Below are 26,910 nucleotides of genomic sequence, written 5' to 3' on the forward strand. Positions count from 1 at the left end.
ATCAGGTGCATTTCACGAACGGCAGACCGCGCAAAACCCGCCTCCCGAATTTCCTCACCTTAGACCACGGCCATCGAGCCACTCATCGGCGCCGACCCCGAAGTTCATGACAAAAACCCGGCCCGCTCCCGAAAACTCTCACCTTGGGCATCGAAATGCACAGAAATAAGGCAAAAACGCCGCCTTACCCCGTAAAGCCTCACCTTCGGTTCGCGTTTTCTCCTGACTTGGCTCACCAATGGGGTTAACCAGCTCAAAATACAGCCCAAAACAGGGAGGCAATCACATCCCGAAAGCGCTCACCCTCGCCTAGGCCAGGCCTCAAACCGACTGTCGAGCACTGCCGGGGGGATCCACGGCATTCAGGTCCTGCAAAACCTCACCTTTGGCTGTGCCGCACTTTTGGGGTGGTTCCTGAACCCGCTCACGTTCTGTCCCGGACCCACTCACCAAGGCCCCCGAACCTCATCACTCGACATTCCCGCAAGACCTCACCACCTCTCCCGCAAAGCTTCACCTTACCGGGCTGAAGTCCTTGCCAGGTAAGGCTTTGCCGTGGCGTTAACGTTTTTAACATGGGTTCAAAGGTGTTTACTTTTATTACTCTCTAGAATTTCCCCCCGCGTGTCCTTCGGACAAAGTCTCAAACCCATGCAGCCAACATGACGCGTTCGTGAAACAGTGCGCGATCGTCGTAAAGGCTTTAAAAGCCCTTTCTTTACAACAAGTTATTGGCTATTCTTCGTTTTGTTTCACGGAAAAAATCCGCTAGCACAAATCCGCCGCCTCACCTTTGGTAGCAAGACAGCACTTTTCTCCATTCCGTACCCTCAGCCAACAAATACGTAGCAAACATTACGTAACTTGTTATGATTCGTCCAATTCCGAGCGACATCGAGGCATACATGAATCTGGATCAGGAACGGCAATCCATTCGGGACGAGCTGGAAGTGCTGCGAGCCAACGGAGCGCGGCGGCAAGAACTTTCGCTGCACGCATGCAAACGGTTGTTTTTTGATCTGGGAGTTCGCCCGTCCATGGCCACGGTTCGTGATCTGACCCAGACTGGTAGCGCGAGCGACATTCCAAAGGACATCGACCACTTCTGGGAGCGCATCCGGAATGTGTCGCGTGTGAAAGTCGGCGCAGGTGCTATCCCGAAAGCACTTGAGGATCGTGCCGGCGAATTGCTAGGTGCACTTTTTGAAGAAGCCGTCTCACATGCGCGCACTACGTTCGACGACGAGCGCGAGGAAATTCGTGCGCAAGTCGCCGCCGCTGACCAGCGCGCTCGAGACGCGGAAATTCGCCAGCAAGCATCGGAAGACGCGATCAAGCGCAGCGAGTTGCGAGCCGAGGCTGCTTGGGAACGTGTTCGCGCGCTCGAGACCGAGTTGTCGAACGCCGCCACGCACGGAAATGCTCATCAGGAAGGTTTACAGGCAACGGTGCGCCGGCTCGATCACGAAAACGAAGCGCTTCGTCAACGGCTCGACAACGAATTCGCGAACAACGCGACGCTGAGAGACCGGATCGACGCATTGCACGTCGAATTGCGCCAAAGCACCGAACATTATGCGCAGCAGATCAAGGACGCTGTCGCCGAAGCCGAGCGACGCGTCAAGCCGATGCTGGTCGAGCTCGATTCGTTGCGCAGCATGGCGGCCACTTACCAGTCGGGGGTGCGCGACGCGAGTCGCAAGGAATTTGAGTTTATTCAGCAGATCGCCGCGGCCAAGGCGCGCGGCGACCGACTCGACGCCCAACTGCGCGAGCAATCGGATGAAGTAGATAGGCTCATGAAAGAAGTCGCTGTTTTGCGCGGTCAACAGGGGATCGATCCGGCGATTGCGAATCTGCTCTGCTCGCTAGTCGAAGCCGGACGCTTGACGGGCGACGAATTGAGGGCGATCGGCACGGCCGCGGATGGTCACGTCGCCCTTCCGCTGCGGTGCCCAAAATGTGAGGAAGGTGAGCCGGAACTGTCGCAAGTGAATCACCGCTTCGAACTGCAATGTCCCGAGTGCGATCACTCGTCGGGTCTTGGCGAATCGAGGCTGGAGGCGGTTAGCCGGTTTCTGTCCGGCGACCCGATTGCGGCGTCGGCGTGACGTTTGACGCGGTGCAATAGCGGATAAATCGGCAAAGGTGAGGAAATTCGGGACCCGAAAGGTGAGGAATTTCAGGGCTCGCCGGCTCCCCCATTCCTCGTCAAACGCCCGTCGCGTCTAGGTGCGGGTAAGGGTGTGACCGCTGGATCCGGAACGTCGGCGGCGGGAGAATCCTGCTGATCCATCCAGTTTTGCCATGCTCGGTACAGACGGTTAGCCGACACCGCCTGAACAAATCCCAGCCATTGTCCGACCAGTTCCGCCTCGACGCCACTTTCGAACAGATCCGCCGCGAACGTATTCCGCAATGTTTGCGGACTGGCTCGCGACGCCCGCGACTCGGCGATCCCGGCTCCGTCGACCAAGGCGTCGACCGCGCGCAGCATGGTGGCTTTATGCATGGGCCTTCCGGAAGGCGATGCGGGAAACACCAGATTGCCGGCCAGTTCCGAGAGCCGCCGTTCCGCCAGCCACGCGTCGAGAATCGCCGCGGCGAACGGCGCGAGCCGGGTACGCCGTGTGAGCATCGGGTTGGCTGACTCGATCGTCACCCAGGGCGTTCCGGCATTCACGCAACTAACCGTAAGCGCTGCGGCCTCGCCCGTCTTCAACCCGCCACCTAAAAACACAGCGATCAAAGCGCGGTCGCGCCGCTCCCTCCAACGTTGCGCCGCGGACAAATCCGGTAACGGCGAAAACAGATGCGCAATCAGCGTCGTTCTTTCCGCGTGACTGAGAAAGCCGGTCGGCTCGTTATCGCGCGCGTTCCGCCACGCTGCTTCGCCATCCTGAGCAATGAAGCGCGCCGGATTGGTCGAAGCGGATTCGATTTCGCGCACATGATCGAGCACCCGTTCGATCAGCCGCAAATACCGTACACGTTGAGTTTTTTTAACGTCGAGACCAGCGACGAACTCGGCAATCGCATGAGCATCGACAGTGACGAGACTTTTCTGGCGCACGCTCAGCCATTCGAGAAAAAGCCCCCATTGCGCCTGGTAGACCTCAGCGGAGGAACGGCGGAAATGCTGCTTGGCAAGCCATGCGTCGAAAGCGATTTGCGGATCGCGACGCCAGTCTTCACGTTGCTGATCGAAGAGATCGGTGGACGGCGCAGGACGTGGGACCGAGTCGGTCAGGTGGGGAGGTGACATGAGCTTTCTTTCTGTTAGTTGCACGCATTGTAGGTGGCAACCGATGGAAATGCAGCTGTCGGTCAGTCGCCCCAGGCGCGTGCACGTTTGAGAGGCGCGTTCTCCGACGACGGTTGCGCAGCGCGACGTGCCGCCTCCTCATAAGCACTGACCGCGAAGGCGAACACCGCAGGCAGTGCCGTGGACGTTCCGAAATCCACCGCCTCGTCCGTTTCCGGATACGGCAGATCGGACGGACGCTGAAAAAGGCCAAGCATCACTGCGTCGTGCCGGCTGGCGAAGCCGAGGTCAGCCAGCGCTTCGGCCTCGATGGCATGCAGCAGACGCCAGCTGAGCGGCACCTCCTGAACGATGTAGCGCGTAGCAATATTGCGCACGATTCGTTCGAGATCGCGGGCCGCGGTTTGATAGCGCAGCGCGGCCAGAGCATGGTCGGTCGAGTCGGTTGTCAGGTTGTTCATGATCGGCTCCAGTCGATACCCTGTACTGTACAAATATACAGTGTCGGATGCAACCTCAGCCGAAGTGTCGATTCCGCCAACTGCTAGCCACAGTGCGCCGAAAAATCAGCCGTGGATCACCACCAGCAGCGCCTTCGCCTCGCCCTTGCCGGCGTTGCGGATCGCGTGCGGCTCGTCGGCGACATAGCGCGCGGTGTCCGCTGACTTCAGCCGCTTCGTCGCGCCTGCGGCCTCGATTTCAATCGATCCTTGCAGCACGGTCAGATGCTCGCGCGTGCCGGGTTCGTGCGCGTTCGATACCAGCGCCCCGCCCGGCTGCAGCGTCAACTCGTACCATTCGAACTTGCCGGCCAGCTCGATCGGCCCCCACACGCGTAACTGATACCTGGCGTCGTGCCCACTCAACGTGGGAATCTCGTGCGGGCCGGAGACGGCGATCGCTTCCGGCGTCTTTTGCGGCGCAAACAGCGAATCCAGGCTGACGCCGAGCGCATTGGTCAGACGCCACGCTACCGCAATGGTCGGATTGGCCTTGTCGCGCTCGATTTCCGAGAGCATCGATTTCGACACGCCGGCCGCGCGCGACAGATCGTCGAGCGTCATGCGCCGTTCGGCGCGCAAACGCTGAATCTGTTCGCCGACGCGCGGCGGCGCCGCGACTGCCGGCACCGACATTACGCCTGAAGTGGGCGCCGCGTTGACTGCGGCGCGGCGGATACCCGAACTTGCCATTTCCTGACCCATCGTTTAGAGTTGTTCGACATACCGGATTTTAGTTCGGAAAAACGAAAATATCCGATAAAACTGACAGCCGACTATAACAGGCCGCCTCGTGGTCGCACATGCCGAACACGCTGACACAGGCGCCATCACCCATTTCAGGAGTCTGGTTCATGCGTGACCTTTACCTCGCCCATCTGCGCGGCACCCTCGAGCAGATTCGCGCTGACGGCTTTTACAAGAACGAGCGCGTGATCGCCAGCCCGCAATCGGCTGACATTCGTCTGGCTAACGGCACCGACGTGCTGAACTTCTGTGCGAACAATTACCTCGGCCTCGCCGGCGACGCGCGGCTGATCGATGCCGCCAAGCAAGGCCTCGACAACGACGGCTTCGGCATGGCGTCCGTGCGTTTCATCTGCGGCACGCAAACCGTGCATAAAGATCTGGAACACGCGCTCGCCGCGTTTCTGCAAACCGACGATTGCATCCTCTACTCCAGTTGCTTCGATGCAAACGGCGGTCTGTTCGAAACCTTGCTCGACGAAAACGACGCCATCATCAGCGACGAGCTGAACCACGCGAGCATCATCGACGGCGTGCGGCTCTCGAAGGCGAAGCGCTTTCGCTACAAGAACAACGATCTCGCCGATCTCGAAGCGAAACTGGTCGAAGCGAAGGCCGCCGGCGCGCGCTTCACACTGATCGCGACCGACGGCGTGTTCTCCATGGACGGCATCATCGCCAATCTCGCCGGCATCTGCGATCTGGCCGACCGTTACGGCGCGCTCGTCATGGTCGACGATTCGCACGCGGTGGGTTTTGTCGGCGACCATGGGCGCGGCACGCCGGAACATTGCGGCGTGCTGTCGCGCGTCGACATCATTACCGGCACGCTGGGTAAAGCGCTCGGCGGCGCATCGGGCGGCTACGTGGCCGCGCGCAAGGAGATCGTGGAGTTGCTGCGGCAGCGCTCGCGTCCCTATCTGTTCTCGAACACGCTGACACCGAGCATCGCCGCCGCTTCGCTGACAGTGCTCGAACTGCTGGCGAGCGAAGAAGGCGCGCAACTGCGCGCACGTGTGCGCGAAAACGGCGCGCACTTCCGCAGCAAAATGAGCGCGCTCGGCTTTACGCTCGTGCCCGGCGAACATCCGATCATTCCGGTCATGCTCGGCGACGCGCAACTTGCTTCGAAAATGGCCGACGCACTGTTGAAAGAAGGTGTGTACGTGATCGGCTTCTCGTTCCCGGTCGTGCCGAAGGGCCGCGCGCGCATTCGCACGCAGATGAGCGCCGCCCATACGCCCGAACAGATCGACCGCGCGGTGGATGCATTCGCCCGCGTCGGCCGCGAACTCGGCGTCATTTAAAACGGAGGCGCACATGAAAGCATTGGCAAAACTCGAACGTGCTCCCGGCCTCACGCTCACGGACGTCAAGAAACCCGAAGTCGGTCACAACGACGTGATGATCCGCATCACGCGCACCGCGATTTGCGGCACCGATATCCACATCTGGAAGTGGGACGACTGGGCGCAAAAAACGATTCCCGTGCCGATGCACGTCGGTCACGAATACGTGGGCGAAATCGTCGAAATGGGCCAGGAAGTGCGCGGCTTTGCGATCGGCGATCGCGTGTCGGGCGAAGGACATATCACCTGCGGTTTCTGCCGCAATTGTCGCGCGGGGCGCCGGCATTTGTGCCGCAATACGGTGGGCGTCGGCGTGAATCGCGAAGGTGCGTTTGCCGAGTATCTGGTGATTCCGGCCTTCAACGCCTTCAAGATTCCGCCGGAGATTTCCGACGACCTCGCCGCGATTTTCGATCCGTTCGGCAACGCCACGCACACTGCGCTGTCGTTCAATCTGGTCGGCGAGGACGTGCTGATTACCGGCGCCGGACCCATCGGCATCATGGCGGTGGCGATCGCGAAACACGTGGGCGCGCGCAACGTCGTGATCACCGACGTCAACGACTATCGCCTCAAACTTGCGCGCAAGATGGGCGCGACGCGCGCGGTCAATGTCTCGCGCGAATCGTTGCGCGACGTGATGGCGGATCTGCACATGGCCGAAGGTTTCGACGTCGGGCTGGAAATGTCAGGTGTGCCGAGCGCGTTCACCAGCATGCTCGAAGCGATGAACCACGGCGGCAAGATTGCGCTGCTCGGCATTCCGCCCGCGCAGACCGCGATCGACTGGACCCAGGTGATCTTCAAAGGCCTCGAAATCAAGGGCATTTATGGGCGAGAGATGTTCGAGACCTGGTACAAGATGGTCGCGATGCTGCAAAGCGGGCTGGATCTCTCGCCGATCCTCACGCACCATTTCAAGGTCGACGACTATCAGGAAGCGTTCGCCACGATGCTCTCAGGCGAGAGTGGCAAGGTCATTCTCGACTGGACGGCCGCGTGAGTTAACACGTGGTGAATCTGCTTTGACGCGCGCTATCGTAGCAGCGCGCGCACAGCGCCAAACGCATGGTTCAAAACGCCCGCACCGCGCTCAACCGCCTGCGGGCGTTTTGACGAACTCGGCCTGAATACGCACATGAATATCATCGCCGACGGCCGGATACCACGTTGCCAAACCGAACTTCGCACGGCTGAAATGACCCTCGGCGGAAAAGCCGAGCGTGTCTTTTTTCGTGAGCGGATCGGGGGCAAAACCGTTGAAGGTGACGTCGAGCGTGACCGGTTGCGTGACGCCGCGAATCGTCAGATCGCCAGTCAACGTGCCGCGCGATTCGCCCGTGCGCTCAAAACGCGTGCTGACGAAGCGAATCTCCGGATAGCGCTCCACGTCGAGCATGTTTGCGCTCTTCACCATCTTGTCCAGCAACGGCACATTCGTATCGATGCTCGCCGCGTCGATTGTCACCGATGCCGTGCTCTTGTCGAGACCGCCTTCGTTCCAGTCGAGTTCTCCCTTCTTGCGATCGAAGCGCGCCGTGAAGCGTGAATACTTGAAGTGATCGATGTCGAAGGTAATGCTGCAGTGATCCGGATCGATTTCGTAGCGGCCGGGCGGCACGCGCGTCTCGTTCTGGCTGACCGTATGCGTAAGCACTTGCACAGGCGTGCAGGCCATCGCCGTCAGTAGCGTTGCGCTGAGCAAGGCGCGCGCGATCGTGGCGCGGAGAGTCAGTGTGCTCATGAAGTTCGTTCCCGTTGACCGATCGTGCACAAGATAGCAGGTCGCACCTTCCCGCTGCAAAAACGCAAAAGACTTGACGAGGGAGAATGATCGTTCTACTCTTCGTTCATGGCTACCGAAACTCACACTGAATCGATCACACCCGGCAGCGCGCGCGAGCGGCTGCTGGACGCGGCTGAGGCGCTGATCTACGCCGGCGGCATTCACGCAACGGGCGTGGACGCGATCGTCAAGCAGTCCGGCACAGCGCGCAAAAGCTTTTACACGCATTTCGAATCGAAAGACGCGCTCGTTGCGGCCGCGCTCGACAGGCGCGATGAGCGCTGGATGAACTGGTTTATCGCCGGCACGCAACGGCATGGCAAGACGGCGCGAAAACGCCTGCTCGGCATGTTCGAAGTGCTGCGCGAATGGTTTGCATCGGAGGATTTTCACGGTTGCGCGTTTCTGAATGCATCCGGTGAGATTGCCTCCGCGGACGACCCGATCCGGATCGTCGCGCGCCATCACAAGGAACGCCTGCTGGCGTTCGTGCGAACCGAATGCGATGCATTCGCGGCGGAGTCGGAACTCGACACCCGCCGCGCGGCGCGCCTGTCGCGTCAATGGCTGATCCTGCTCGATGGCGCCATTGCCGTGGCGCTGGTGAGCGGCGAGCCCGATGCCGCACTAGACGCGCAAGCCGCAGCCCAAGTCCTGCTCGACGCGCAGTGTGCGTGCGAGCCAGGCATACCGCCAAGCAAACGACCGCCATCCCGGCGAACCGCAACCTGACTGAGGAATTATCATGGCCGACACAATCGAAACCCGCCCGCCGCTGCCGCCCTTCACACGCGAAACCGCGATCCAGAAAGTGCGTGCCGCCGAAGACGGCTGGAATACCCGCGACCCCGAGCGCGTGTCGCTCGCCTACACCGTGGATAGCATCTGGCGCAATCGCGCCGAATTCACGAATGGTCGCGCGGAGATTGTCGGCTTGCTGCGCCGCAAATGGGCGAGAGAACTCGATTACCGTTTGATCAAGGAACTGTGGGCGTTCACCGATAACCGCATCGCCGTGCGTTTTGCCTATGAATGGCACGACGATTCGAACAACTGGTTCCGCTCGTACGGCAACGAGAACTGGGAATTCGACGAGCACGGGCTGATGGCGCACCGTCACGCGAGCATCAACGATATGCCGATCCGCGAAGCCGACCGTCTCTATCACTGGCCGCTCGGCCGCCGCCCTGACGACCATCCGAGCCTGTCCGATCTCGGTCTTTGACCTTCCGCGGGTGAACGCGTGAGGCGCGTTCACCGCTCTGCCATCGGTTCTCCGTTACTGTTGTGTCTGCGCTACCGGGCACGTCTTGTGCCCGCGCGCCCGAGCGTGTCCTCAACATCGTGTGTGCGGCTTGAGGTACAGTGCGCGACGGACGGCAAGCAGGCATACCCAGAACATAGATGACGCCGGCGCTCGACCGGTGGCGGAGAGGACATGCATTTTCGGCAGATCAACAAGAACATTCGACGTACCGCAGTAGCGCTCTTTGCCAGCTTCGCCGCTGCCACCGCCGCGCATGCCGGCGACTGGTGCGAGGGCGGCATATGGGTCGACGCCATGCTCGGTTCGTATCACATCAACCCCGACCCGAACACGCACTTCGAGCAGTTCAACCCGGGCCTGGGCGTCGAATGCTGGCTCAATAACCAATGGGCGTTGACTGCCGGCGGCTTTCGCAACTCGTTGCGCCGGCCTTCGTATTACGGTGGCGGGGTATGGGCGCCCGAATTCGCGCACTGGGGCATTGTGCGGATCGCGGCCATCGGCGGGATTATCTCGGGCTATAACTACGGCAACTGGGGCTTGGGCCGCAACCACACGGTCGGGCCGGTGGTCGCGCCTATCGTTATGGTCGAATACAAGCGCGTGGGCGCGAACTTCATTGTGATTCCGCCGATTCCGTCAGATGACCTTCCGTTCACGATCGGCTTTCAGTTGAAGGTGAAGTTCTAACGGAACTCTCGATACCCCGATAGCTCGCGGTCATCCGAAGATGCCACGCAACCAGCAGCCCGAGCTAAATTTTCCGCCTACTACTACGCGCCGCAATGCGCGCAACGATCGGCACAACACGCGGATTGAATGCCGGGATCGAACTACCACGGCATTCAGCGCGAGCGACGATTGTATCGATGGTGATTCGCGCGACCGCGCGTTGCGCCCGCATCGCGAAGTGCTTCAGACGGCGATCGCTCACTGGATGCCTCGCCCAGATCAGCGCCGCGAACCAACCGATCACCGTCCATCCGAGCAGGATGTTCACCATGGTCACCGCAAAGGCGTCTTTCCGTTCTCTGGCGTCCGCAATCATTGCGGGTACCAGATACAACATCAGCGCACCCAGAACCGCTGCACCTTCGATAATCTTCAACATTTCGACACCTCGCCACAGCCCTGGTACGCACACGACTTTTCAGATTAGTGACCTGCGTACACACGACCAAACGACTGGTCCGGTTGACGGCTGCCGGATTCCGAGGACGACGTTACGACGCCACCGTACGAACTATTGACCGAACCGACTGCGTCGTTGCGTTCTGCTGCGACGGTTTGCGCGCTTTGGCCGCGCTGCGAAGCGGGGGCGCCGACCGACGGACGATACGAAGGTGCTGGACCGTAGCCGCTAGCAAATGCAGGAGCAGCGAAAGCGGTAGTGGCTGCGACGAGCAAGGCTGTGAGAAGTTTGCTTTTCATGATGAACCTCCAATGCGATTTTTTTAGGAGCACCGCGAACCGGATGGGACGCGCGCTGCTGACAAGATGCAGTTTAGTTGGCGCCTATCTTTTTTCTATGCCGATAGTTTGAAATCACAGTTGCTACAAACCGAACAATGGGACGAGGCGCTGCCCATGGCGGGATTCCGGGCATCCCCGCGCTTAAAAAAGCCGATTACGAATGGTCTATGGGTGGCCGAAAACAGGGAGTCGCCCGCGGTGATAGCATCCCGACGGGTAAGTCGTGACAACGACAAAGTGTGAATCCGGTCTGCGAGTGGAGATTCGAAATGTCATCACGTATCGACAAGTCTTCGCTGGTGCTCGACAGCATCGAAAACGATGAGCACAACCGGTGCGTGGATCTGTTCCTGCGTTCAGACAGCACCTACGGATTTGAAGAGTTTCGCCGCGATGTTGAAGACGGCGGAGCCTGGACGCCGGTCCAATACTATTCGGGTGCCGTGTTTGCTTCGAAGGAAGAAGCACTCGACGCCGCAATAAAAGCAGTCGTCTGGCTTGCCGATAGGGTCGCTCGTTGAGGTGAGCCGTTCCAGGATGGTGAGGATTTCCAGGAGATAGCGCCACACCGGTGAATGGTGAGGAATTCCAGGAGACGGCACCACCACGATCAAAGGTGAGGAATTCCAGGAGGTCGCTTCATTACGTTCAACGGTGAAGCTTTCCAGGAGACAGACAGTTAAAATTTGCTGAGAGGTGAGCAGTCCCAGGAGCGGGAGCCGCACCTTAGTCAGAGACAAAGACGTCTAGGTGAGCCGTTTCATGAGACAAGCCGGCAAAGGTGAGCGATTCCAGGAGGTGAGTCATCGCCGCGTTGAATTCGCACCGATGACAAGGTGAGGATTTCCAGGGAGTTCGATTCATAGCGCCGACGGTGAAGCATCAAGCGCCCAAGCACCTCACCTCGAAGGGCATCGACGCAGTGCCGATGCCGCCCATCTGCTTACATCCTCTTCCATATACAAACAAAGCGTGAACGCATCAGCTCGCCCGCGCGACGCTGCAAAAAGTCACGTCGCCTGCGCCATCGGGCCACACACGCGCTCACGAGTTTCGCAGCAAGCGCCTTTCACCACCGAGCTTGTAACGGCTTCGTAAAACATGATCTTTCGCCGGTTGATAAGTTGCGCATGACACGCGACGTCGCCACTCCAGATACGGACGACGACGTGACGTGACCATAGACTTATCGAAGGGAGAAAGCATGAAGAAGTTATTGGCAATCGCGACGCTAGCCGCCTTGAGCGCAACCTTGAGCGGATGCTGGTGGGGACCGCCTCCGGGTTGGGGTGGCGGCGGTCCGGGTCACGGTGGTCCCGGCGGCGGTGGCCCCGGTGGGGGCGATGGGCCTCACGGTGCGATCGTCGTTCCCGGCAACGTCGTTCAATCCTGACCGATACACGCCGTGCGTGAGTTCACGCGCGGCAACCGTGCGAACAGTTCATCTGCACAATCACGAGAGCAACTACGCCGGAAACGTCATCGACACCACGAACCCGCCGTCGGCCGCATTATCCGCATGAAAAGCGCCGCTGTTATAGCGCACCAGACGCCGAACGATCGCGAGGCCCAAGCCACAATGCGCATCGCCGCTGCGTGCTTCGTCGAGTCGCACGAAGGGTTGCAGCGCGCGGTCGAGCTGACCGCCGGGAATGCCGCCGCCGTGATCGCGCACCTCTAGCGTAAAGCGGCCGTTATGCCGTGACGTCGAGATTTCCACCGGCGGTTCACCATAGGTGAGTGCGTTCTCGATCAGGTTCGTCAGAATCCGGTCCAGGTCGACGAGCGGCAACTCGAAGCCGTCGCCGGCGTGCAGATTCAGACGCACGAGTGCATCGTCGGCGAGACTGTCGCCGTAATGCCGGCGGCAATGCGCGTCGACGTTAGTGCGCGGCGACGTATCCGCGGTCTCGCGCGCAAAATCCAGAAACTGCGTGACGATGCGCGACAACGACTCCGCGTCGCGCAAAAAGCCGCGACGGTTCGCTTCGTCGGGCAGAAGATCCGCGCGCACCTGCATGCGCGTGATCGGCGCGCGCAGATCGTGCGCCACGCCGGCCAGCATCACCGCGCGTTCCTGGTCGGCCTGCGCAAGCTCATGCACCATCTGATTGAAGTCGCCGATCAATTCCTTCAACTCGCGCGGACCGCTCGCCTCGACGACCGGCGCGCGATGGCCGATGCGGAATTCACGCGCCGCAAGCGCAAGCCGATGCAATGGCCGCTGCAAATGCCAGGCGCCAACCAACGCCATGATCACGGCAAGCACCAGCATGGTTGCCGATGCGCCGAGAAAGCGCCGTGGCGGCAGCATCGAATTCTGCAGTTTGAGCCAGTCCGAGTAGCCCGCGTAGTGCACCCACACCGTGCCGTCATCGGCGTTGGCCACTACCTGGCTGCCCGGCGGCAACTTCGCGCGCAGGTCCCGTTCGAATGGACCCGACGTGTTCTCGCATGGCGCGGGACAGCCCGCCGCGATTGCGTCGCCCGCCTTGACATACGACACGCCGAGTATCGCCGAAACGTGCGACGCGGCCAGTGCGCCGTCGTGTTCGGCCTGGACAGCCAGAAGCAGCGCCTGCCGCGCATGACTCGTATCGATCTGCCCGCGCTCACGGTCCACGAGCAGCAGGGCGGTGATGTGCACCAGCACGATCAGGCTCACCGTCATCAAGGAGAGCCGGCCAAACAGTGTGTTAAAGGGATTGGTCATCGTCACTGCCGCCAGGCACGAACATGTAGCCGGTGCCGCGTATGGTCTGAATCAGGCGCGGATTGGCCGGATCATCTTCGAGCAGACGGCGCAGGCGCCACACCGGCACGTCGATACCGCGTTCGGTCACTTCCGAATACGGGCCGTGCAGCAGATCGACGAGCTTCGAGCGCGACAGTGTTTCCATGGGATGCAGGGCGAGCACTTCAAGCAACGCATATTCACTGCCGGTCAGCTTGAGCGGCTCGTCGTCGCGAAACAGCGTACGGCTCGCGAAATCGAGCCGGAAGCGGCCGAAGCGCAGCGCCTCGCGCTTCTCGACCGGCGTCGTCGCGGCAGGCGCCGGTTGCGCATGCCGGCGCAGCACGGCATGAATGCGTGCGAGCAATTCCTGCGGCATGAACGGTTTGCCGAGATAGTCGTCGGCGCCGAGTTCGAGACCGATCACGCGATCCACATCGTCGGCTCGCGCGGTCAGCATGATCACGGGAATCGTGTCGCCGTTGGCGCGCAATTGCTTGAGAGCGCTGAGTCCGTCGATGCCCGGCATCATCAGATCGAGCACGATGATGGACGGCCGTTCGCGTTCGAGCCGGCGAGCCAGATGATTGGCGTCGTGCAGCACGGACATCTCGATGCCGCGTTGCTGGAAGAAGGTTCGGAGCAGGTCGCGGAGGTCGGCGTCGTCGTCGACCAGTAAAACCTGGATGGGCGTGTCTGACATGGCTGGGCCCTGATCGATGAGGACATTTGACTGACGGCGTTTGCGCGCGCCTGTCGCTCGTCGAAATATATCGAATCGCGCGGCGCCGGCGGTTTCGGGTTCTTAACCGTGCTTACAGTTTATTACTGTAGCGGCGCCAGTTCGAGTGGCCTGCGCGAACTATCGCGTCCCTTCACGCCCCTCCACGCGATGACTCCTCACCGCGTTACACGTCGTAATCCCTCTCTAAGCCACCGTAAGACGCAGCTCTCTATGCTGGGCCCCATCTTGCCGCCCGCGCGGCGCTGCGTGGGCTCTTCGCGAGCGAACGGCGCATGCCGGGCGGCCCTTGGTCGAATCCAGTAGAAGGATGCTCATAGCATGCCCACTCTCTCCATCGCGGTCGAACCGTTGCGGCGCGCGCCGGCGTTCACGCTTCTTGCCGCGGCCGTTGCCGCTGCCACGTTCATATTATCGGGTTGCGGCGAACAGGCGTCTCACGGGCCGATGCAGTCGGTTCCCGAAGTCAGCGTAGAAACGATCACGCCGCATGCCGTCGTGTCGAGCACGGAATTGTCCGGGCGGCTCTCGGCGATTCGCGTCGCCGAAGTCAGGCCGCAGGTTGAAGGCATCGTCAGAAAGCGCCTGTTCACCGAGGGCTCGCAAGTCGCGGCCGGCGCCGTGCTGTATCAGATCGACGCGTCCAGTTATCAAGCCACTTATGACCAGGCAGTCGGCACGCTGGCCAAAGCAGTGGCGACTGCCAGCGCCGCACAGACCAAGGCCGCGCGCTATGCCGAGCTCTCGAAAATCCAGGGCGTGAGTCGCCAGGACTACGACGACGCCGTCGCCGCATTGGACGAAGCAAAAGCCGACGTGGTCGCCGATCGCGCTGCGTTAAAGACCGCGGCGATCAACCTCGGCTACACGAAGGTGGTGGCGCCGATTGCGGGCCGCATCGGCAAATCGAGCGTGACCGAAGGCGCGCTCGTGACTGCCGAACAGACCACCGCGCTCGCAACCGTGCAAGCAACCACGGAAATGTATCTCGACGTCACGCGCTCTTCCGCGGACTGGCTGCGCTTGCAGAAGGAATTCGCGAGCGGGCAATTGCAGCAGTCGGGAACGGACGGCGCCGTCGTTCATCTGGTGATGGAAGACGGCAGCACCTATGCGCAACCCGGCAAGCTGCTGTTCTCCGATATCACCGTCGATGCCACCACCGGTTCGGTGACCTTGCGCTGCGTGTTTCCCAATCCGGACGGCGTGTTGCTGCCCGGCATGTTCGTGCGCGCGCGACTCGAAGAAGGCGTGAATCAGCAGGCAATCACCGTGCCGCAACTCGCGGTCTCGCGTGCGTCGGACGGCTCGGCCAGCGTGCTCACCGTCGGCGCCGACAACAAGGTCGCGCAAACCGCCGTGACCGCCGACACCGCATCAGGCAGCGACTGGCTCGTCACGAGCGGCCTCAAGGCGGGCGATCGCGTGATCGTCGCGGGCTCGCAGAATGCGCGCGCCGGTGCGCTCGTCAAGCCGGTCGAAAGTCCCGCTGCGGCGGACGCATCGGGTGCATCGAGCGCATCGGGTACGCCCGCCACCGCGGACAACACGTCGGCAGCACATAGTTAAAGCGAGATTCTCATGGCAGGATTTTTTATCAACCGACCGATTCTCGCGTGGGTCATCGCCATCGTCATCATGATGATTGGCGGCGCTTCCATCGGGACGCTTCCGGTCGAACAGTATCCGAGCGTGGCGCCGGTCTCCGTGCAGATCACCGCCACCTATCCCGGCGCCTCGGCGGAAACGATCGCCACTACCGTCACGCAGGTGATCGAGCAGAAGCTGAGCGGCATCGACCATCTGCTCTACATGTCGTCCACCAGCAGTTCGTCGGGACAAGCGCGTATCACGCTGACATTTCAGCAGGGCACCAACGCGGACATTGCTCAGGTGCAGGTGCAGAACAAGGTCGAGCAGGCCAGTTCGTCGCTGCCGGAGACGGTTCAGGAGCAAGGCGTGCAGGTCGCGAAAGCGGCCAACGCTTTCCTGATGATCGTGTCCTTGTCGTCGACGGACGGCAGCATGAATTCCATCGATCTCGGCAATATCATCGCGACGCAAATCGAGGACCCGCTTACGCAGATCGACGGCGTGGGCGACGTCACGCTGTTCGGCGCGCAACACGCCATGCGCATCTGGCTCGACCCGGTGAAGTTGCAGGCAGTCGGACTGACCACGGCTGACGTGACCACCGCGATCACGAATCAGAACGTGCAACTCTCGGTGGGCCAGATTGGCGGTTCGCCGTCCACGAAAACGCAAGCTATCAACGCGACGATTTCCGCGTCGAGCCTGCTCACCACACCCGCGCAGTTCGGCGCGATTCTGTTGCGTGTGAATAGCGACGGCTCGAAGGTCATGCTCAAGGACGTCGCGCGCGTCGAGGTGGGCGGCGACGACTACAGTACGGACTCGCGCCTGAACGGCAAGCCGGCCGCATCGCTCGCAGTCAAGCTCGCGAGCGGTGCGAATGCCATGAGCGTGGCGAAGGCCGTGCGCGCGAAGCTCGACGAAATGAGCGGGCAGTTGCCGCGCAACGTGGTAGTCGATTATCCGTACGACACCACGCCGTTCGTGAAGATCTCGATCGAAGAAGTGGTGAAGACACTGGTCGAAGCGGTGATGCTGGTTTTCGTCGTGATGTACGTGTTTTTGCAGAACCTGCGCGCGACACTGATTCCGACCATTGTCGTGCCGGTTGCTTTGCTCGGCACGTTCGCGGTGATGTCGGCGGTCGGCTTTTCGATCAACGTGCTGTCGATGTTCGGGCTCGTGCTGGCGATCGGCCTGCTGGTGGACGACGCCATCGTGGTCGTCGAAAACGTCGAGCGGTTGATCGCCGAAGAAGGACTGTCGCCCGTCGAAGCCACGCGCAAGGCGATGAAGCAGATCACCGGCGCGCTGGTCGGCATCACGACGGTCTTGATCGCCGTGTTCATTCCGATGGCTTTCTTCTCGGGCTCGACCGGTGCGATCTACCGGCAGTTCTCCGTGACGATCGTCGCAGCGATGCTTCTCTCGGTGTTCCTCGCGCTCACACTCACGCCGGCGCTGTGCGCGACCTTGCTACGGCGCGCGGACGTCGAGCATCACGCGAAGCGTGGCGTGTTCGGCTGGTTCAACCGCGTGCTTGCGCGCGGCACCGATCGCTACGACTCGGCGGTCTCGCGTGTGATCGGCAATCCGATGCGCTACATGGTGATCTACGTCTTGATCGCGGGCGTCGTGGCGTTGCTCTTCATGAAACTGCCGTCGTCGTACCTGCCGGACGAGGATCAGGGGATCATCATCACGTCGATTTCCACGCCGGTCGGCACGCCGGCCGCGCAGACGCTGGAGACCGTGAAAAAGGTCGAAGCTTATTATCTCGGGCTTCCGCAGGTCGACAAGATCATCGCGCTGACGGGTTTCAGCTTCAACGGCTCCGGACAGAACAACGCGTTGACCTTCGTCAAGCTCAAGGACTGGAGCACCCGGCGCGGCAAGGACGGCTCGGCGGCGGCGCTGATCCAGCACGCTAACATGCACTTCGCGGCCACGCGCGACGCGCAGATTTTCGCGCTCAATCCGCCTGCCATTCAGGAACTCGGCACGCAGAGCGGCCTCGACTTCGAACTCGAAGATCGCGCGGGCCAAGGTCACGACAAGCTGATGGCCGCCCGCCAGCAACTGCTGGCGCTCGCAGCCAAAGACAGCGCGCTGTCGGGCATGCGCCCCGGCGGTCTCGACGACACGCCGCAGTTCCATGTCGACATCGACCGTGAGAAGGCGAGCGCGCTCGGACTTTCCATTGCCGATGTGAACGACACGTTGCAGACCGCGTTCGGCTCGTCGTATGTGAACAACTATGTCGATACGGGGCGGATTCAAAAGGTCTACGTGCAGGCCGACGCGCCGTACCGGATGATGCCGTCGGACATCGGCCGATGGTATGTGCGGTCGAGCACTGCTTCGACGAGCACAAGTACAAGTACGGCCAGCACAACGAGCAGTACGAGCACCACGACCACCAGCGGCTACGACGGCGAGATGGTGCCCTTCTCCGCCTTCGCCACCGGCAAATGGACCTTCGGGCCGCCGCAGATCGAGCGCTTCAACCGCACGCTGGCGATGGAAATCACCGCGCAAACCGGTGCGAATACCAGCACGGGCCAGGCAATGGACGCCGTCGACGCGCTCGTCAAGAAACTGCCCGCGGGCTATGGCATCGACTGGACTGGACAATCGTACCAGGAGCGCATCGCCGGCTCTCAGGCGATCTATCTGTACGCGATCTCGTTGATCGTCGTGTTCCTCTGTCTCGCCGGACTGTACGAAAGCTGGTCCATTCCGATCGCGGTGATTCTGGTGGTGCCGCTTGGCGTGCTAGGCGCGGTGCTGGGCGCGCATATCCGCGGGCTCTCCGACGACATTTACTTCAAGGTCGGCCTGCTCGCGACCATTGGTCTGTCAACCAAGAACGCGATCCTGATTGTCGAATTCGCCAAGGATCTGCAAGCGCAGGGCCGTGGACTGATCGAGGCCACCGTCGAAGCCGCCAGGCTGAGGCTGCGGCCGATTCTGATGACGTCGCTCGCGTTCATATTCGGCGTCTTGCCGCTCGTGATCAGCAGCGGCGCCGGTTCGGCGAGCCGTCATGCAATCGGCACCGGTGTGATGGGCGGCATGATCGCCGCCACGTTGCTCGCGATTTTCTTCGTGCCGGTGTTCTTCGTCGTCGTGCGACGCCTGTTCGGCGAACACGGCGACCCCAAGCAACAGGAAGGTGTTGAATGATGAGACTCAAACTCGGTGCCGGTGCAGTGGCGTTTGCGCTCGCCGTGCTCGCGGGCTGCACGCTCGATCCGCACTATGAACGGCCCGCAGCGCCGGTGGCGGTGGCGTATCCGCAAGGCGATGCTTACGAAAGCACGAGCACGAGCACGAGCACGAGCACAGCGGCAAACAGCGCGAGCGCTACGGCCGCCACATCGCCGCTTGCCGTCGATACTGCATGGCGTACTTTCTTTCGCGACGAACGCCTGCAACGATTGATCGAAATCGCGCTCGCGAACAACCGCGACTTGCGCGTGGCGGCGTTGAACGTCGCGGAATACGAAGCGCAATACCGTATCACGCGCGCCGCGCTCGCGCCGTCGATCAGCGCAAGCGGCAGCCTGACTCGTGAGCGGACCCAAGGCGTGACGAGCAGTGCCAGCGACCTCAACGTCGGCACGACGTCGTGGGAAATCGATTTCTTTGGACGCCTGCGAAGCCTGAAGCGTCAGGCGCTGGAAAACTATCTCGCAACGGATGCATCGCGGCAAAGCACGCGGATCAGTCTGATCGCGACGGTGGCGACCGACTATCTGACCTTGCTGTCCGATGAACGCCTGTTGCAGTTGACCGAAGACACGGTCAAGGCGGATCAGTCGACCTACGACGTGACGAAGCGTGTCCAGGAGTTGGGCAATTCTTCTCTGCTCGACGTGCAACAGGCCGAGAACTCGTTGGCGAGCGCGAAGGCGAGTCTTGCGTCTTACCGTCGCGCTGTCGCGCAGGACCGCAACAACCTGGTCGCTGTGCTCGGCGCGCCGATTCCCGATGACCTGCCGCCCGCCCGCCCGTTCGACGACGAGTCGATGTTCGCCGACATCGGTGCGGGCGTGCCGTCGCTGCTGCTCACCCGTCGTCCTGACATCGTGCAGGCGGAGCACGCGTTAAAGGCGGCGAATGCGAACATCGGCGCCGCGCGCGCCGCGTTTTTTCCGAAGATCGAGCTGACCGCGACGGCCGGCACGTCGAGTTCGACGCTCTCGAGCCTGTTCAAGGCCGGCACCGGAGCGTGGGCATTTGCGCCGAGCGTGTCGATGCCGATCTTCGATTACGGCAGCAACAAGGCATCGCTCGATGTCGCGAAGATCGAGAAACAGATCGAGGTCGCCGACTATGAAAGCACGATCCAGACGGCGTTCAAGGAGGTTTCGAATGCGCTGACGGCGCGCGCCACTTATGTCGATCAGGTGCAGGCGGATCGCGAATACGTGGCGTCCTCGCAGCGGTACTACACGTTGGCCGAAGCGCGTTACAAGGCGGGCACCGATAGCTTTCTCACGTTCCTCGATGCGCAGCGCACGCTCTACACCGCGCAACAGCAACTCGCGACGGATACGCTGTCGCGGCAAGCGAATCTCGTGACTTTGTACAAGGTGTTGGGCGGAGGTTGGGAGCAGGGCTGAAAGCGTACAGGTGAGAAGATTCGGGAGCCGGCGAGGTGAGAATATCGCTACCTGGGTGCGCACTTTAAATCTAAAGGTGAGGGAATGCGGGAGCAGAAGTCCGGGACTATTGAACAGTGTTTTCCGTGACCTTGACGCTCATTTCCCAGCAAACTACGATTCGATCCACGTCTACTCGACGCTTCCATCCAATGGACGTCCAACCCTGCGGGAGATCACCATGCACGCGAAGCATGAGCACGACGTCGGCCGGTGCGGTGAAGGTCACGTCGAGCACTTTCCTCAATGACGCCCAACGCATTCGTCAAGGAAATCAAGGCGGCGCTTGCTCCCCATGCGGACGCGGAGCGCGCGCTCGCCATGCGCGCCTATATGCGTCACCAGTTCAATTTTATCGGTGTGCCGACGCCGCTGCGTCGTCAAGCGGTAACGCCGGTTTTCAAGCGGCTGCCGGTGGAGAACGCCGATCACTTGCTGGCGTGTGCCAATCGCTTATGGACGATGCCGGCGCGCGAATACCAGTACGTCGCGACCGATCTGCTGGCGCGCAACTGCAAAACACTTGCCGTCATTGACATCGCGCATTTGCTGACTATCGCTCAGAACGCTTCGTGGTGGGATTCGATCGACCCCCTCGCGGCCGTGGTCGGTCATGTGCTGAAAGCGGCGCGAATCCAGACGCCGCAAGCGCAAGTCCAGGCCGCAATGGATGCGGCGCTTCTGCACGAATCCATGTGGGTGCGCCGCATCGCGATGATTCATCAACTCGGCTGGCGCGGGCATACCGACGAAGATCGCCTGTTCGGCTACGCGCGTTCGCTGGCTGCGGAAAAGGACTTCTTTATCCGCAAGGCGATCGGGTGGGCACTGCGGGATTACGCGCGGCATGCGCCCAAGGCGGTGAGCGATTTTCTATCGGCGTCGCGAGAGCTCGTCTCGCCGCTCACCTTGCGCGAGGCGTCGAAGCATCTTCCGCCGATTCGCTGACGGTGCTTCGACCACCTTGCATTCGCCCACAAGCGGTTTAATCGCCGCCGTGCGCGAGCGCCACACGCGCTTTGCCTTCCGGACTGTCCGCAACGAAATACTTCTTTGCCCACGATCCGTCCGGCGCCAGCATCAATCTCTCATGCGTGCCGTCGTTCTTTTGCCGTATCGCCAACGCGCGCGCCCGATAGTGTTCGTAGAGCCGTAGAAATTCCGCGAGATACGTGCCGGCGATGCGGCGGTCGCGAATCTCCAGCAGGTTCTCGTCGTTGAAATGTTCCGAGTTGTTGCTCATATTTGCTGAGCCCGTGTAGACGATGGGATTCGGACCCTCCGCATCGATGACGAGAAACTTGTGGTGAATGATGACCGGCGCGTAGCTCGGCGCGTGTTCACCTGGAAAAAGGCGCAACTCGGGTTCGAAGCCTGCCGGCACGGTTGCCGGTGAAAAATACTCCGCGTCGATCACGTCGTGCTTGTCGCGGCCGCGGTGATACAACTCCATGTTGGCGAGCGCGGTCGTCGAGACGATCTGTCCGTTCTTCTCCGCTTCCTCCGCAGCCTGCGCCGACGTCGGGCTGATGTGGTTGACCAGGCCGAACATCATCCGACCTTTGTCGCCGGCCGCGAAACAGGCATCGCGCAGCGGCGCGTCGGTCGGCATGAAGAGGCAGAACACCACCGAGTGTTTCGCGTTGTTGATGGCGTCGACGATCGTGTCGATCTGCAAACGCGAGTCGTTTGCTTCCGGCGAAAAACAGACCCGCACTTTCGCGCTGCCGATCGCAATCGAGTCGGACCAGCCCGGCGTGAGCCTGGCCGTCGCGGCAATGCTCGGATTGCCGGCGAGCGCCTTGGCGCGTTCGCTATACAGCGCGGCCAATTCCGGCGAATCGAACAGATGGAGCACGTTGGCCTGCTCCGTGATGCCTTCGGTGGTGAAGTTGGCCGAGCCCGTCAGCACCCGAGCCGGCGAGGCCTCGCCGTTGCCGTTGTCCACCACGATGAACTTGTCATGCATGATGTGCGTCTTGTCACGCGGCGCGAAGGTGGCGAAATCGGCGAGCTGATCGACTGCGGGCTGATTCGGCGACGGCGCCGGCGGCTTGCCCTTCTGCGAGACTTTGTGCGAGTCGTAAACGATGGCAAGCGATGCTTTGCCCTGCTTCTTGCCGAAGGCCTCGAAGGCGGGAATCGCCCAGAGCGGATCGGTCAGGTGATACACCGCCGACGCCGCGCGATGCGCATGGCCGAGCGTGAGCGCGAAGACTTCCTGCAGATCGTTCGCGAGCCATGTGCGCAGGCGCAACGCTTGCTCCGGCGACGGCGCTGCATCCGGCGCCAGATGCAGCGCCGCGACTTTGCGCGCGAACGCCTGCGAACTGACCACGGCGCGGTTGAACCACGAGCCAATGTTCGCTTCCGTATGCGCGGGCAGGGTCAGCTTGCATTCGCCCTTCTGGGCGTCGAGCAATTGCGGCGCCTCCGGCGCGCCGACCACTGGATAGACGAGATACGTGAACGACTTCTCCCGATCCGCTTCGTCGATTCGCGCATCCCACCACATGAATTTCTGAATGGGCGCTTCATTCGTGGGCGCGTCTTTCTGTGTGTCAGGCACCACGCCTTTGAAGGTCAGCCGGTTGGGCAGCCAACTGCTGGCTTCGCGCTCGTGTCCGTCGGCGGAGAGAAAGCCCGGCGTCCGTTTGATGGCGAAACCCAGGAAGTCTTCGCGCGTGCCGCCTTCGGGCCAATCGAAAGCGAGCAGGACGAGGGTCGGGGACAGATAGCTGCGCACGCTTACATTCATCATTTGGCTCCATGATGTCGAATGGAGCTTTAGTCTGGATGCGCAGTTTGTTGAAATGGTGACAAGAACAAAAATCAAAAAATGGCACTAGTTAACGGCGTTTTATGCGGAAACTTTAGCCATTAATTTAGAGCGTTGAACACGCTTTAAAAAAGTCTTCAGTCATCGCTTAGTAACATGCCTACGCAATACTCCGCAGCGCTGCAAGTCAGACCAAATTTCGCATAAAACGCGCTGCTCCCAACGAGGGCTGGCGCGAAGGCCAGACCCCGGGGGGTTCACATGACTATTCGTCATCGCATCACGTTATTGGTCGTTTTGATGTTCGTCGCGTTATCGGCGATCGGCGGATACGCCGTCTACCAGACACGCGGCAGCGCCGCCGAGGTGCGCAAGGTAACGGAAGGCGTCGTGCCCAGCGCGCTCGCTTCCGCCGACCTCGTGTCGCAAGTCAAGGACGTGCAACTCGCCACGATGACGCTGGTGTACGCGCCCGACGCCAACATGGTCGCGCAGGCGCAGGACGAACTGAAGAAGAAGCGCGCCGCGCTGCAACAGGCGCTCGCGTTGCAAGCGAAAGATGCCGCGAGCCACGCTCAGAAGGGCCTCGTTTCGCAGGCCAACGACAGTCTCGAGAACTATTTTTCCGCGATTGCCGAGACCGCCAAAATGAAGGCCGACGGCAAGAACGAACTCGCGCAGGCGTATCTGTTCGCCAACGTCGCGCAGTATCGCGACGAACTCGAAGGGATTGTCGAGACCTTGCGCGTCGAGAAGAACCGCGAGAAAGACGAGGCAATCAGCACGCTGAACACCACGCTTTCGACTACGACCACGGCCATCGCCGTCGTCACGGGCATCGCGATCATTCTGCTGACATCCATTGGCTCGCTGCTCTACCGGCAGATCACGCGCCCGCTCAGCCGCATGCAGGCGATGATGAGCGAGATCGCTTCGAGCCAGGACTTCACACGGCGCGTGCCGGTCGGACGGCTCGACGAGATCGGCCATTCGATCGTCGCCTTCAACGGCATGATCGAAAAGATCCAGGAAAGCTCGGCACAACTCAAGCAGAAAACCGCTGACATTCAGGCGATGTTGCAGAACATGCAGCAAGGCATTCTGACCGTGATCGACGGCGCCGTGATCCACTCCGAGTACTCGGCATATCTGGAAGACATCTTCGAAACGAAGGATATCGCCGGGCGCGGCCTGATGGATCTGGTGTTCGCGGATACCGATCTCGGTTCGGACGCACTCTCTCAAGTCGATGCCGCGGCGCATGCGTGTCTCGGCGAAGATTGCATTAACTTCGCGTTCAATCAACATCTGCTGGTCGGCGAAATTTCCAAACGCATGCCGGACGGCCGCGTGAAGATTCTCGACCTGAGCTGGTCGGCGATTACCGATGAAAACGACGTGATCCAGCGTCTGATGCTGTGCGTGCGCGACGTCACCGAGTTGCGCAAGCTGGCCGCCGAAGCCAGCGAACAACGTCGGCGCCTCGACATGATCGGCGAGATTCTCGCGGTCAGTGAGGAGAAGTTCCACCACTTCATCGAGAGCTCAGCGGGCTTTATCAGTGAGAACGAGCGGATCATTCGCAAGCATTCGGAAGCGGATCACGCCGCGATTGCCGAACTGTTCCGCAACATGCACACCATCAAGGGCAATGCGCGGACCTACAACCTGCAGCATCTGACCAACGTCGTGCACGAAACCGAGCAGAGCTACCACGAACTGCGCCAACCGGACGCGGATCGTTCGTGGGATCAGGAGCATCTGATGCGCGAACTGACGCGCGTGCGCGATGCCATCGACAGCTACGCGAAGATCAACGAGCAGAGCCTTGGCCGCAAGAGCAAGGGCAACGGTCAGACGAACGACGCCGCCAATTCAGGCCACTACGTCATGGTCGCGAAAGACCATATCCAGCACACGCTGAGCATGCTGGAGCAAACCAACGCCGGCGAACTGCACGAACTTCAGTCGATGCGCGATGCGCTGCGCCGCACGCTGCGCGCACTGGGCAGCGAAAGCGTGCGCGACGCGCTCTCCGGCGTGCTCGACTCGCTGCCCTCGCTGGCGAGCGAGTTGGGCAAGCCCGCGCCGACCGTGCATATCGACGACAACGGTTACCGTCTGCGTGGCCAGGCGGGCGGCACGCTGAACAACGTGTTCATGCATCTGCTGCGCAATTCGATGGATCACGGCATTGAAACCGCCGAGGCGCGCAGCGCCCACGGCAAGGCGCCGGCCGGCGCGATCGATATCGAAGTCGGCGTGGACAGCGGCGCATTGCAAATCACGCTGAGCGACGACGGCCGCGGCCTCGCGCTCGAACGCATTCGCGGCATCGCCATGGAGCGCGGCTGGATCGGCCGCGACGACACGCCGAGCGACGAAGCGATCGCCGATTTCATTTTCCGGCCGGGCTTCTCGACCGCGGAAACGGTCACGGAGTTGTCGGGCCGTGGTGTCGGCATGGACGCCGTGCGTGACTTCCTCAAGCGTGCGAACGGCAGCATAGAACTGCGCTTCACCGACGACCGCAAAGGCGCGGCCTTCCGTCAGTTCCAGACGATCGTCTGCCTGCCGGACAACGTTGCCGTCGATGCGCTCGGCATGGAAGCGCGAGGCGAAGCCGGCACACTGCAACTCGACGCGATGGCGGACTGAGCGCCTGGTCGGCGTACGTCGCGACGCAAATCGAAGGGAACGGTTGTGATTCAACAGTATGTAATGGCGGTGGCAGCAAGCAGCGCGGTGACCGCGCTGCTTGCATTTGCCGCGCACAGGCTGCACAGCGTGAAGTTGACGGCACGGCTGCGTGCCGAAGCGCAAGCCAGCATCTCCAGGTTCGAGGCTGAGCGGGCCGATCACGGCGCAGCCATTCGCAAGCGAGAGCAGGCCGAGCAGGAACTGCACGCGTTGACCACACTGTTGCGCGAGGAACTCGCGCAACAACAAAGCAACGCTGACGAACTGCGAGCGGCACTGAAGTCGGCTAGCGAAGACAAAGACCAGTTGGCGCATCACGCGCGGCAGATTGCCGGCGAAGCCGAGCGTTTGAAGAGTCTCGGCGCGACATTCGAGCGCTGGCACGAACAGATGATCTCGCTGATGACGCAAAACCACGACATGCATGCGAAGAATCAGGAGCTGTCTTCGATTGTGCGACACGTGGTGATCGTGTCGCTGAACGCGTCGATCGAGGCCGCGCGCGCGGGGCCGGCGGGTCGCGGCTTTGCCGTGGTTGCCAGTGAAGTGCGCGCGCTTGCCGCGCGTTCCGAAGAATTGTCGAAAAGCTATCGCGACAGCCTGCATCGCAACGACCTGACCACGACGTCCACGTTTCAGGACATTCAGGCGGGCGGCAAGATGATCGCGGCGTCGCTGGCCAGCGTCGAATCGCTGGCCAACCAGTTTCATTCGAAGCTGCACGAGGTGGCGGCGTGATCTCGGCCCACGCCAGAGAAAGCTTCGACCGCATTTTTCGCAAGGCGGCGCAGGCGCGCTTGCCGCTGGATTCGGGCGATCTGTGCGAGATCGCGCCGATAGCCGACGCTAATATTGACGTATCCAAAGACACGCAAGTGGTTGTGCTGACCATTTCGTCAATCGTGTTCAGATTGCTGCTGATCCTCCATTTCGACGAAGACGACAGCACGCGCAGCTACTACCTGAAAGACTCGATAGAAGAACGCGATTTCCAGGAAGCCTTTCTGGAAATCTGCAATCTGTGTTGCGGAGCGATGAATCAGGAGTTGCTGCGCTATTTCCCCGACCTCGGGATGTCGACGCCTTATGTGCTGAACGCGCGTTGCCTGCCGCATTTGCATGAATTGAAACCGGCTTTGCTGTCGTCGTATTCGATCACGCTCGACGCCGGCGTGCGGCTTGCCGCGACAGTGTGCGTGTGCGCGGATGCGCCGCTCGACTTCGTCGCCGATACGAGTGCTGTCGAAGAAACCAGCGGCGAGCTGGAGTTGTTCTGACCGTGAGTTGATTAGCCGTTGTGAGCGGGGA

General features: G+C 61.2%; 24 protein-coding genes. 15 read left to right on the forward strand and 9 right to left on the reverse strand.

Features of this window, described 5'->3' with window-relative positions:
- Positions 1-905 precede the first annotated feature (905 nt).
- Entirely contained in the window at positions 906-2,111 is a 1,206-nt protein-coding gene (locus B0G71_RS31210; protein ID WP_116149035.1) for a DNA-binding protein, read from the forward strand.
- 71 nt (positions 2,112-2,182) lie between these two features.
- Here B0G71_RS31210 and B0G71_RS31215 read toward each other — a convergent pair whose 3' ends face one another.
- The 3 genes from B0G71_RS31215 to B0G71_RS31225 all read right to left on the reverse strand — a co-directional run bounded on the left by B0G71_RS31215 (position 2,183) and on the right by B0G71_RS31225 (position 4,470).
- On the reverse strand, positions 2,183-3,265 hold the full coding sequence (locus tag B0G71_RS31215) for a tyrosine-type recombinase/integrase (protein ID WP_116146622.1): 1,083 nt from the start codon (positions 3,263-3,265) through the stop codon (positions 2,183-2,185).
- A gap of 62 nt (positions 3,266-3,327) precedes the next feature.
- On the reverse strand, positions 3,328-3,726 hold the full coding sequence (locus B0G71_RS31220) for a DUF2471 family protein (protein ID WP_116146624.1): 399 nt from the start codon (positions 3,724-3,726) through the stop codon (positions 3,328-3,330).
- Between the two features lie 105 nt (positions 3,727-3,831).
- Positions 3,832-4,470: a helix-turn-helix domain-containing protein gene (locus tag B0G71_RS31225; protein ID WP_116146626.1), complete on the reverse strand. Its 639-nt coding sequence runs from the start codon at positions 4,468-4,470 to the stop codon at positions 3,832-3,834.
- Between the two features lie 149 nt (positions 4,471-4,619).
- Here B0G71_RS31225 and B0G71_RS31230 point away from each other — a divergent pair, with 149 nt between their 5' ends.
- Both B0G71_RS31230 and tdh read left to right on the forward strand, forming a co-directional pair.
- Positions 4,620-5,819, forward strand: coding sequence for a glycine C-acetyltransferase (locus B0G71_RS31230; RefSeq protein ID WP_116146628.1), 1,200 nt, complete (start codon positions 4,620-4,622; stop codon positions 5,817-5,819).
- Between the two features lie 13 nt (positions 5,820-5,832).
- Entirely contained in the window at positions 5,833-6,864 is a 1,032-nt protein-coding gene (gene tdh / locus B0G71_RS31235) for an L-threonine 3-dehydrogenase (RefSeq protein WP_116149037.1), read from the forward strand.
- Positions 6,865-6,954: 90 nt separating this feature from the next.
- On the opposite strand, the gene B0G71_RS31240 is transcribed toward tdh, so the two are convergent.
- Positions 6,955-7,605: a YceI family protein gene (locus B0G71_RS31240; RefSeq protein ID WP_116146630.1), complete on the reverse strand. Its 651-nt coding sequence runs from the start codon at positions 7,603-7,605 to the stop codon at positions 6,955-6,957.
- A 108-nt stretch (positions 7,606-7,713) separates the two neighbouring features.
- Here B0G71_RS31240 and B0G71_RS31245 point away from each other — a divergent pair, with 108 nt between their 5' ends.
- From B0G71_RS31245 to B0G71_RS31255, 3 genes are all read left to right on the forward strand, one after another.
- Complete coding sequence (locus B0G71_RS31245) at positions 7,714-8,379, forward strand: TetR/AcrR family transcriptional regulator (RefSeq protein WP_116146631.1); 666 nt, start codon at positions 7,714-7,716, stop codon at positions 8,377-8,379.
- Between the two features lie 13 nt (positions 8,380-8,392).
- Entirely contained in the window at positions 8,393-8,872 is a 480-nt protein-coding gene (locus B0G71_RS31250; RefSeq protein WP_116146633.1) for a nuclear transport factor 2 family protein, read from the forward strand.
- Between the two features lie 213 nt (positions 8,873-9,085).
- Positions 9,086-9,604 (forward strand): hypothetical protein, encoded by a 519-nt coding sequence (locus B0G71_RS31255; protein WP_116146635.1) that lies wholly within the window; start codon positions 9,086-9,088, stop codon positions 9,602-9,604.
- Positions 9,605-9,668: 64 nt separating this feature from the next.
- Here the strand turns inward: B0G71_RS31255 and B0G71_RS31260 are convergent, their stop codons facing one another.
- Both B0G71_RS31260 and B0G71_RS31265 read right to left on the reverse strand, forming a co-directional pair.
- Positions 9,669-10,025, reverse strand: a complete 357-nt coding sequence (locus B0G71_RS31260; RefSeq protein WP_116146637.1) for a superinfection immunity protein — start codon at positions 10,023-10,025, stop codon at positions 9,669-9,671.
- Positions 10,026-10,069: 44 nt separating this feature from the next.
- Complete coding sequence (locus tag B0G71_RS31265) at positions 10,070-10,345, reverse strand: hypothetical protein (protein WP_116146639.1); 276 nt, start codon at positions 10,343-10,345, stop codon at positions 10,070-10,072.
- A gap of 311 nt (positions 10,346-10,656) precedes the next feature.
- Here B0G71_RS31265 and B0G71_RS31270 point away from each other — a divergent pair, with 311 nt between their 5' ends.
- Together B0G71_RS31270 and B0G71_RS31275 are read left to right on the forward strand one after the other, a co-directional pair.
- Complete coding sequence (locus B0G71_RS31270; protein WP_116146641.1) at positions 10,657-10,908, forward strand: hypothetical protein; 252 nt, start codon at positions 10,657-10,659, stop codon at positions 10,906-10,908.
- Positions 10,909-11,591: 683 nt separating this feature from the next.
- On the forward strand, positions 11,592-11,780 hold the full coding sequence (locus tag B0G71_RS31275; protein WP_106281534.1) for a hypothetical protein: 189 nt from the start codon (positions 11,592-11,594) through the stop codon (positions 11,778-11,780).
- A 72-nt stretch (positions 11,781-11,852) separates the two neighbouring features.
- Here B0G71_RS31275 and B0G71_RS31280 read toward each other — a convergent pair whose 3' ends face one another.
- Entirely contained in the window at positions 11,853-13,100 is a 1,248-nt protein-coding gene (locus B0G71_RS31280) for an ATP-binding protein (RefSeq protein WP_116146643.1), read from the reverse strand.
- Positions 13,084-13,824, reverse strand: coding sequence for a response regulator (locus tag B0G71_RS31285; protein WP_116146645.1), 741 nt, complete (start codon positions 13,822-13,824; stop codon positions 13,084-13,086). The genes B0G71_RS31280 and B0G71_RS31285 overlap by 17 nt, the downstream gene beginning before the upstream one ends.
- 360 nt (positions 13,825-14,184) lie before the next feature.
- On the opposite strand from B0G71_RS31285, the gene B0G71_RS31290 reads away from it, so the two are divergent.
- The 4 genes from B0G71_RS31290 (at position 14,185) to B0G71_RS31305 (ending at position 21,071) form a co-directional block, all read left to right on the forward strand.
- Positions 14,185-15,432 carry an efflux RND transporter periplasmic adaptor subunit gene (locus B0G71_RS31290; protein ID WP_116146647.1) on the forward strand — a complete coding sequence of 416 codons (1,248 nt, stop codon included), beginning with the start codon at positions 14,185-14,187 and terminating at the stop codon, positions 15,430-15,432.
- 12 nt (positions 15,433-15,444) lie between these two features.
- Positions 15,445-18,642, forward strand: coding sequence for an efflux RND transporter permease subunit (locus B0G71_RS31295; protein WP_116146648.1), 3,198 nt, complete (start codon positions 15,445-15,447; stop codon positions 18,640-18,642).
- A complete protein-coding gene (locus tag B0G71_RS31300) occupies positions 18,639-20,084 on the forward strand; it encodes an efflux transporter outer membrane subunit (RefSeq protein ID WP_116146650.1) in 1,446 nt (481 codons plus the stop codon). Before B0G71_RS31295 ends, B0G71_RS31300 begins: the two co-directional genes overlap by 4 nt.
- Positions 20,085-20,369: 285 nt before the next feature.
- Positions 20,370-21,071 (forward strand): DNA alkylation repair protein, encoded by a 702-nt coding sequence (locus B0G71_RS31305; RefSeq protein WP_116146652.1) that lies wholly within the window; start codon positions 20,370-20,372, stop codon positions 21,069-21,071.
- A gap of 37 nt (positions 21,072-21,108) precedes the next feature.
- On the opposite strand, the gene B0G71_RS31310 is transcribed toward B0G71_RS31305, so the two are convergent.
- Positions 21,109-22,881: a phospholipase D-like domain-containing protein gene (locus B0G71_RS31310; protein ID WP_116146654.1), complete on the reverse strand. Its 1,773-nt coding sequence runs from the start codon at positions 22,879-22,881 to the stop codon at positions 21,109-21,111.
- 282 nt (positions 22,882-23,163) lie between these two features.
- Here B0G71_RS31310 and B0G71_RS31315 point away from each other — a divergent pair, with 282 nt between their 5' ends.
- From B0G71_RS31315 to B0G71_RS31325, 3 genes are read left to right on the forward strand one after another with little or no spacing between them, the layout of a single operon-like run.
- On the forward strand, positions 23,164-25,560 hold the full coding sequence (locus B0G71_RS31315) for a HAMP domain-containing protein (protein WP_116146656.1): 2,397 nt from the start codon (positions 23,164-23,166) through the stop codon (positions 25,558-25,560).
- Positions 25,561-25,605: 45 nt separating this feature from the next.
- Positions 25,606-26,340: a methyl-accepting chemotaxis protein gene (locus B0G71_RS31320; RefSeq protein WP_116146658.1), complete on the forward strand. Its 735-nt coding sequence runs from the start codon at positions 25,606-25,608 to the stop codon at positions 26,338-26,340.
- Positions 26,337-26,879, forward strand: coding sequence for a hypothetical protein (locus tag B0G71_RS31325; protein WP_116146660.1), 543 nt, complete (start codon positions 26,337-26,339; stop codon positions 26,877-26,879). Before B0G71_RS31320 ends, B0G71_RS31325 begins: the two co-directional genes overlap by 4 nt.
- Positions 26,880-26,910: the final 31 nt, after the last annotated feature.

The sequence above is a fragment of the Paraburkholderia sp. BL27I4N3 genome (assembly GCF_003386115.1).
Classification (GTDB): domain Bacteria; phylum Pseudomonadota; class Gammaproteobacteria; order Burkholderiales; family Burkholderiaceae; genus Paraburkholderia.